This is a genomic window from Mycobacterium sp. E1214, from assembly GCF_001666755.1.
In the GTDB taxonomy this organism is placed as follows: Bacteria; Actinomycetota; Actinomycetes; order Mycobacteriales; family Mycobacteriaceae; genus Mycobacterium.
Window position 1 is genome coordinate 56,028 of the sequence record NZ_LZJC01000067.1, and the last position, 6,827, is coordinate 62,854.

General features: G+C 67.4%; 8 protein-coding genes. 1 reads left to right on the top strand and 7 read right to left on the bottom strand.

Annotated elements, in window-relative coordinates:
• Positions 1-93: 93 nt before the first annotated feature.
• From A5700_RS07675 to A5700_RS07695, 6 genes are all read right to left on the bottom strand, one after another.
• Positions 94-1,797: an Hsp70 family protein gene (locus A5700_RS07675; protein ID WP_068071265.1), complete on the bottom strand. Its 1,704-nt coding sequence runs from the start codon at positions 1,795-1,797 to the stop codon at positions 94-96.
• Between the two features lie 128 nt (positions 1,798-1,925).
• Positions 1,926-2,471 (bottom strand): hypothetical protein, encoded by a 546-nt coding sequence (locus A5700_RS07680; protein ID WP_068071263.1) that lies wholly within the window; start codon positions 2,469-2,471, stop codon positions 1,926-1,928.
• 283 nt (positions 2,472-2,754) lie between these two features.
• Complete coding sequence (locus A5700_RS07685; RefSeq protein ID WP_068071261.1) at positions 2,755-3,483, bottom strand: hypothetical protein; 729 nt, start codon at positions 3,481-3,483, stop codon at positions 2,755-2,757.
• Positions 3,483-4,046: an LpqN/LpqT family lipoprotein gene (locus tag A5700_RS25215; protein ID WP_082960537.1), complete on the bottom strand. Its 564-nt coding sequence runs from the start codon at positions 4,044-4,046 to the stop codon at positions 3,483-3,485. The genes A5700_RS07685 and A5700_RS25215 overlap by 1 nt, the downstream gene beginning before the upstream one ends.
• A gap of 9 nt (positions 4,047-4,055) precedes the next feature.
• Complete coding sequence (locus A5700_RS07690) at positions 4,056-5,312, bottom strand: hypothetical protein (RefSeq protein WP_068071259.1); 1,257 nt, start codon at positions 5,310-5,312, stop codon at positions 4,056-4,058.
• A 154-nt stretch (positions 5,313-5,466) separates the two neighbouring features.
• Positions 5,467-5,679, bottom strand: coding sequence for a DUF3072 domain-containing protein (locus tag A5700_RS07695; RefSeq protein WP_068071257.1), 213 nt, complete (start codon positions 5,677-5,679; stop codon positions 5,467-5,469).
• A 100-nt stretch (positions 5,680-5,779) separates the two neighbouring features.
• On the opposite strand from A5700_RS07695, the gene A5700_RS07700 reads away from it, so the two are divergent.
• Positions 5,780-6,427, top strand: coding sequence for a class I SAM-dependent methyltransferase (locus tag A5700_RS07700; RefSeq protein WP_082960536.1), 648 nt, complete (start codon positions 5,780-5,782; stop codon positions 6,425-6,427).
• Here the strand turns inward: A5700_RS07700 and A5700_RS07705 are convergent.
• Positions 6,424-6,827 (bottom strand): hypothetical protein (locus tag A5700_RS07705; protein ID WP_068204607.1); only part of this gene is annotated, 404 nt, incomplete at its 5' end. The genes A5700_RS07700 and A5700_RS07705 overlap by 4 nt on opposite strands.

Genomic DNA, 6,827 nt, shown 5'->3' on the forward strand with positions numbered 1-6,827 from the left:
GACCGGCGCCACCCTGTCGCCGGGTGAATGGCTCCGTTCACTGCAGCGCGAATACCCACTCCCGGAGCGAAATAGCGAACGCGTTCCGGCGCGTCAACGCCGCCACGGCGGCTCGAGACGCGGGAACAATGGCCGCTCGCGCGGCGGGGGCGGTTCCGTCGTGGTCACCTGCGCCGTGGTGGTCGGCGGGGCGCTCGTGGTGGTCGTCGTGCTGGGCGGTTCGGTGGTGCTGGCCGGCGGCGGCGCAGCGGTGGTGGTGGCCGGCGGCTCGGAGGACGGAGCCGGCGCGGGGACGACGGTGACCGTGGTGGTGTTGTCCGGGCCCGTGACGGTCACTGTTTGCGGTGTCTGCGGGGGAGCTTCGCTCGGCGCGGTGGGAGCGGGCGTGGCGGGGTGGTTGTCGGTGAGCAGGACGTTGATGGCCAGGGCCAGCGCGACCAGCACGGCCAGGACGGCGCCCGCCACTCCCAGCACCAGCGCGGTGCGTTTGTACCAGGGCAGCCCGCCACCGGTGTCGTCATAACGCTCGTCCGAGGCGTATTCGAATTCCCGGGCCTCGTTGGCGTATTCGCCCGTGGCGTCGCGGCCCGTGTAGGGAACCGGCTCGTCGGAGTCGTCGGCGTCTTCCGACCATGCGAGCGCACCATCGACGTCGGTCGCCTGGGCGGCGCGGGCGGCCTGGGTCATGTCGATCGCGCCGGCGGGCACCATTTCCGTCGGCATGTCGACGGCGGGGGCCGCGGTCGTCGGGGCGCCCGCCGCCGCTTGCGGCCCGCCCACCCCGGCGGCCGGTCCCTGACCCCCGAGCGCCGCCGCGCCGAGGGCTGCGCTGAACGCGGGTTGCGCCGCGCTGTGCACCGACACTCCGAACCGCTCCGACAAGCGCGTGTTGACCAGCGGAATGCTGGCACCACCGCCGACGGTCGCCACCGCGCTGAGTCGCTGAACGCCGTTGTGCCGCAGCGCTTCCGCGACGAAATCCAGGAGACCGTCCAGGGCCGGCCTGATCAGCTGTTCAAGCTCGGCGCGGGACAGCTGGACCTGGTCGTCCGCGGCGCGCGCCACGGTGGTGACGGTGTCGGTGGACAGCCGTTCCTTGGCCCGCCGGCATTCGCCCAGCAGCCTCGCCTGGGAGGCGATGCGTCCGCTGCTGCCAATGTCGGCCATGGTGCGGTCGGTGGCCTGCACGTGGTCGAGGAGGAGCTGATCGATTGCGTCGCCGGAGAAATCGGTGTGCCGCGTCGAGCGGCCGAGGTGGGTGAAGCTCGCCGAGGCGTCCACCAGGGTGACGGTGGTCCCGCCGGCACCGAAGTCGCACAGCGCGAGCGTGCCGTCGGAGGGGAAGCCCGGCGTGGTTCGCAGCGCCGCGAGCGCGGCCGTCGCGTCGGAGACCAGCACCGGGGCGACGCCGTCGCGCGCGAGGTCGGCTTGGGCGAAGAATTCTTCCCGCAGCGCGGTGAACTGGGCGTCGGACCAGTAAGCGGGCACCGCGATGGTGATCGGTTGACCGTAGCCGACAGTGCGGGCCATGGCCTCGATCGCTTCGACCGTCAGCACCTCACCCAGGTACTTGGTCCCGTCGGCGGCCACCAGCGGAGCCCGGTCGCCCACCCGCTCGACGAACCCCCGCAAGACCAGCCCCGGCTCACTGAGGTTGGGATTCTCGTCGGGCAGGCCGATTTCGGTGGGGCGGTTCTCGAACAGGGTGAGCACGGAACTGCGGACCACCGGTTCCCGACCCGAGCGGGCCGCCACCAGGTGGGCAACCCCGATCGACAACCCGAGCGAGTCGCTCATATCCCGCACCTCTGTGTCAGTTGTCCTCGTTGCGGCCCCCCGGCGGTCTCACCGTAGCGACCGCGGATCCCAGCGAGTGTAGGGCGCGGCGGCGGCGACGCAACCTTGATCCGGTCGTCACCGATTCGTTAGCGCAACCCCGGCGGCACGGTGATCACCGTCGGCACCTGGGGAATGGTGATGACAGGCGGGAGCGGCGGCAGGTGATGCCGGTGCGACGGCTCTTGCGTCGACTGGTGTGTGGGCTGCTGGGACGGCTGTTGCGGCGACGGCTGGCCGGTGTCGCTCGTCGACGGTTCCGTGGTCGTGGTGGTCGTCGTGGTCGACGGAGTGCTCTCCGTGGTGGACGTGGTCGTCGTCGTGGTCGGCGTTGAGCTCGGAGTGTGGCTGGTGGCGTCTTCGCCGTGTAGCAGTTCCATGACCCCGAACACGATCAAACCGATGAGGATCAACACCACCAGCAGCCACGCGACGAGCAGCGCCGGCTTGCGGTACCACGGCGTCGGCTGCGGTTCTTCGTCGAACGGGTCGGCGCCGCGCGCGTCGATGATCTCGGTGCCCTCGAAGCCGGGATCCGGTGCATGCCCGGTGTGGGGCGGAGGTTCGCCGCGGCCGGGCTCGACGTGTTGCGTCGGCTGGTTATGGAAGTCATCGCGTGGGCCAGTGGGTGCCACGGCACCGATGGTACTGACGTGCTTCGCCGGCCCTGTGATGCCGGGCGCGTTTCGGCGCGGCGATTCGCGGCGCGCGGGACGCGTATTAACCCGTTCTCGCGGTTGACATAGAACGACGTGAGCTGTCACGTGTTCGGATCGTCGCTAGGCCGACGCGTTGATGCCTTCCCTCCAAGAATGGAGAAGCGGCGAACAAGGTGCGCACCATGCGCATCGAACGGCGTTTCATCTTCTGGCTGAAATTTGAGTGAGACGAAGCCATTACGCGTGACGGGTAAGACGGTCAGGCGGCAGCCGTTGATTTGCCGCGCAGAATTTTCTCGATCCGATCCGACAGTTCGACGGGATCGTCGAATGCGCCGTCTCGCCAGGCGACCAGTGCGTTGAAGAGGTTGAGCGGCTGCACGGTGAGATAAAGCCCGATCAATAGGGTCGCATCGGTCGAGCCAGGTGTGTCGGGTGGTCGATGGACGATTTCCACCTGTGGCGACTTCCTGCCGGCCGCTACGTCTGCAAGCTGGAGCTTTATCGACCGGACGTCCTCGCGCCGGATGCCGGTCAAGGCGCTGCTGCGGTCTGCTGTTCGCACGATCAATGTCGTTGGGGTGATACGGAGAAGCGATCGTCGCCAAATCCACACGACGACCGCCACCATCAACGCCGAGATGCCGAGTAACGCGATTCCGCCGAAGAGTAGCCATGCTGGATAAGCAGGGGAACACCCCGCCCCGACCATGCCGACCGCCATAAGCGGGAGGAGCACCGTTGCGAAGTAGGGATTGCTCTCGTACCACGGAACGTAACGGCAGACCACCTCGTATCCAACACGGCGGACACCAACGTGGAACACCCGGCGTCTGCCCCCATAAATAATGCCGATACCGGCCACGGCGGTGCCGAGAGACAGATACCACGCCGACCCGATCAGTGCATTGACCGCAGCCAACAGGCACAGGGTCACACCGAAGGCATAACGAAGCCTCCAGGGCACTTCCGTCTTGGGGCTGACCATCACTGACCGGCTCGCGTGGCGGTGACGGGCGAAACACTGGGGTGACCGGCGGGCGTTGAAGACACCGACGGACCTGGCCGTACCTTCAACCAGATACTTGCCCGATCTACCGGTGAATTTTCGAGCGCCGTCACCGTCAGTTGTGCAATCAGAGTCCCTCGTTCGCCGTTGACGATCCGGGATCGTGACACACTCTCGATGGTGCCGAGCTCATGCGCTATCTGCATTGTGAGCATTCCCGCAGCGCCGGTGCCCTCGGCCGCTGCAGAGATTTCACGGCTCAGCTCACTTGAGTTCGGTACTGATTGCACTTGCTGTTCGGCCAGCATCGTGAACACCTCGGCGGGGTCGAGGGCTGCCTGGACATGATGCATCGTCAATACCGCGTTAGCGCAAAATGTCTTGATGCGCGGGTCGTTGCGGCAGGCCCACAGGCGCACACCGGTAGCGGCACTGAGGGGATCCCAGCCCCGCGGCACGCCCACCTCCACAACGAACCCGGCGAATCGGTCGACCGGGAACACGTCGAGACAATGCGTCCCTGTGAATTCGTCGAATCGCATCGTGTTGCCTTAACCGAACCCAAACACCGATTCCACGCTATGCAGCGCACTGCCAACCGCGTGGGAAACCGGCTGCCAAGCCGCCTCGACCGCCTTTGAGGCCACCAAGCTGGCCCCCGCTCCAACAACGGCACCTGCCACGAGGCCTACTGCGGTTCCTGCCCCCGGCACAACGGAACCCAACGCCGCGCCCAACTCGGAACCGGCGACCACGCCTCCTGCCAAGCTGCCGAATCCGAGCCCAGCAGCGACCCCCACCGACTCCCGTGTGACGGCCTCGGATGCCGGGTTGCCGTCGTGCATGTCGGACAGGACGGCCGGTACCGCGCTGGCCACGGCAACCACGCCGCCGATGCGGGAGAAGCCCTTGATCTCGACGCCGCCGATCTTGGGGTCCTCCAACCACTTCAACAAGCCCGGGTCGGCTTTGCCGGGGCCGGTGCCGGGGGACTGGTCGATCAGATTGAGGGTCGTCTGGCGCACACCGTCGGCGGTGCCGCCGGCCACCGCGCCCGAACCCGCGATCAACACATCGCTCAGCGTCGGCGGCGACACGGAATGCTCGCCGGGCTTCTCCGCACCTGGCGGGCCGCCGCCCGGCGCGCCCGGACCGGGCTGCGCACCTGGAGCTTCGGGCGCGCCGGGGGGGCCCTGCGGGGCTACGGCGTCATATCCGTCGGCGTGCAAGGCGCCCATCGCGTCCTGGAACGATTTCGAGTAACCGTTCCGCGTCGCCTGTAGCTGGCCGAGAGCGGTTTTGGTGTCGCGGATCGCGTCCTGTTCGCAGGTCTCGATGTAGGCCTCGAGCGCGTCGTAGTCGGCCTGGCTGAGGTCCTCGTCATCCTCCATCTCGTCGGCCTCACCGATCAGGTCGTCGAGGTTCTGTAGCTGGGCTTCCAGCGTGGCGATCTGCCCGGCACCGGCCTTCTGCGCCTCGGCCAACGTCGCCGCGACGTTCTCCAGGTCCGCGCCGATCTTGGGCAACTGAAGGGATTGCGCGCCAAGCGCTTTCGTCACCCGTTGGACCTCGTCGGAGTCGTTGATCGGGTGATCGCCCTGCTGATGATTCCAGGCAGCGTCGAAGCGGGTGCGAGCCTGTTCGAAGGCATGGTTCGCCTCCTGCGTGCATCGGCCTGCGCGCAGGAAAGCCTCGGCGAGACTGGAGATCTGCCCGGGATTTCCCGCCTGCAGGCTCGCATTGACCGCCCACGGGTCACCGCCGGCCGCGCCGATCAGCGACGGGATGCTGAGGTAGCGGAGTTGCATCGGGAGGTCAGCGGCTCGCCGCACCACCGGTCAATGTCACCGCGCTCGCAGCGAAGAACGGCGGCACATCGGCACCAACAGGCATCGCCTCCCCTTCCGAGCTCGCCGGCAAGACTACTACCGGAAGCCCGACTAGCAATTCACCCGCGGCTGCTCAGCTGCCGCGCCCGGTCTTGTGTTGCAGTTCGTCGATCTTGCTGGACGCTTCGGCCTTGGTGAGGTCGTCGGGCACCTCCTCGCCCGCCTCCTGCCCGAGTGTGTGCAGGTAACTGCGTTGCGGTCCCGTCATGGGCTCGTCTCCGGTGACCCAGTCCGCCGGGTCTTTCTCCGCCGTCTCGTTCGGCGCTTGCTGCACGTTGTCGCTCATGTCGTGATCACCTCCGACAGCGGGATAGCCATCGCACACACGTTCGAAACATCTGCGGGCCGAAGTTTCCCAAACGCGCCGACGGGAAATCCTGACGGCCATGAGCGCGCCCAGCCCGACGATCAAAGACATGAAACAGGTCGAGCGCAAGTTGTATTGGCGGCTCATTTTCCGGCGGCTGGGCGCCGGGGAGGGGTCGAGCTCCGCGGAGGAACTGCTTTACCTGGTCGGGCTTGCCAGGAGAATCGGCGCCCGCACGATCGCCGAGATCGGTTTCAACGCCGGTTGTTCCAGCTACGCGATGCTCAGACACGTACCCCAGGCCACGGTGGTGTCTTTCGACCTGGGCGAGCACGCCTCGGTCGCGGTCAACAAGAAGTTCATCGACCGCGAGTTTCCCGGCCGGCACACGCTCGTCACCGGTGACTCGCGGCAAACGGTGCCCGCGTTCGCGGCCAACAACCCCGACGCGCGATTCGACCTGCTGTTCATCGACGGTGGGCACGACTACGACGTCGCGCACGCCGACATCGAAAACATGCGTGCGCTCGCGTCGGCGAGCACGGCGGTCGTGATGGACGACCTGGTGCCGTGGCGCTCCTACGGGGCCGGCCCGGCCAAGGCCTGGGAGGAAACCATTGCCCGCGGGCTGGTGCGGCAGGACGAGCTGTTCCAGGACGGCGTGCGCGTTGCGAACGCCCAGCCGCCCGGCGACAGGGCCTGGGCCCTGGGGCGGTACGTGTTCTAGAAGGTGTTGACCTTCTCGACGCTGACGAACATGCCGTGGCGGGTCTTGTCGTTGGTGAAGCGGGTGCCGTCGGTGCTGGCGATGATCGTCCAGCCCAGGGCGTTATAGGTCTTGTAGTCGATCTGGACGGTCGGGATGGCACCCAAGTTGCCCAGCACCCACTGGACTCCGCCGCCGGAGTTGATGCTGACGCCGTTGGCGTGCTCGCCGTCTTGCAGCGGCGAGTTGGTGAACGGCGCCTCGCAGCCGACGGTGTCCTTGTTGATCTGGCAGCGGGTCACGCCGGACTTGGTTTCGATGAAGACGTAACCGTTTTGGTCCGGCGGCAGCGGGATGGCCCCGGCCGGCGCGTTGGGGCCCGGCGGCACGGCGGGGCTCACCGGAGGGGCGGGAGCGGGGC

Coding starts and splice junctions, on each gene's coding strand:
- A5700_RS07675 (WP_068071265.1), bottom strand. CDS start 1,797: ATGAGCGACTCGCTCGGGTTGTCGATCGGGGTTGCCCACCTGGTGGCG.
- A5700_RS07685 (WP_068071261.1), bottom strand. CDS start 3,483: ATGGTCAGCCCCAAGACGGAAGTGCCCTGGAGGCTTCGTTATGCCTTC.
- A5700_RS25215 (WP_082960537.1), bottom strand. CDS start 4,046: ATGCGATTCGACGAATTCACAGGGACGCATTGTCTCGACGTGTTCCCG.
- A5700_RS07690 (WP_068071259.1), bottom strand. CDS start 5,312: ATGCAACTCCGCTACCTCAGCATCCCGTCGCTGATCGGCGCGGCCGGC.
- A5700_RS07695 (WP_068071257.1), bottom strand. CDS start 5,679: ATGAGCGACAACGTGCAGCAAGCGCCGAACGAGACGGCGGAGAAAGAC.
- A5700_RS07700 (WP_082960536.1), top strand. CDS start 5,780: ATGAGCGCGCCCAGCCCGACGATCAAAGACATGAAACAGGTCGAGCGC.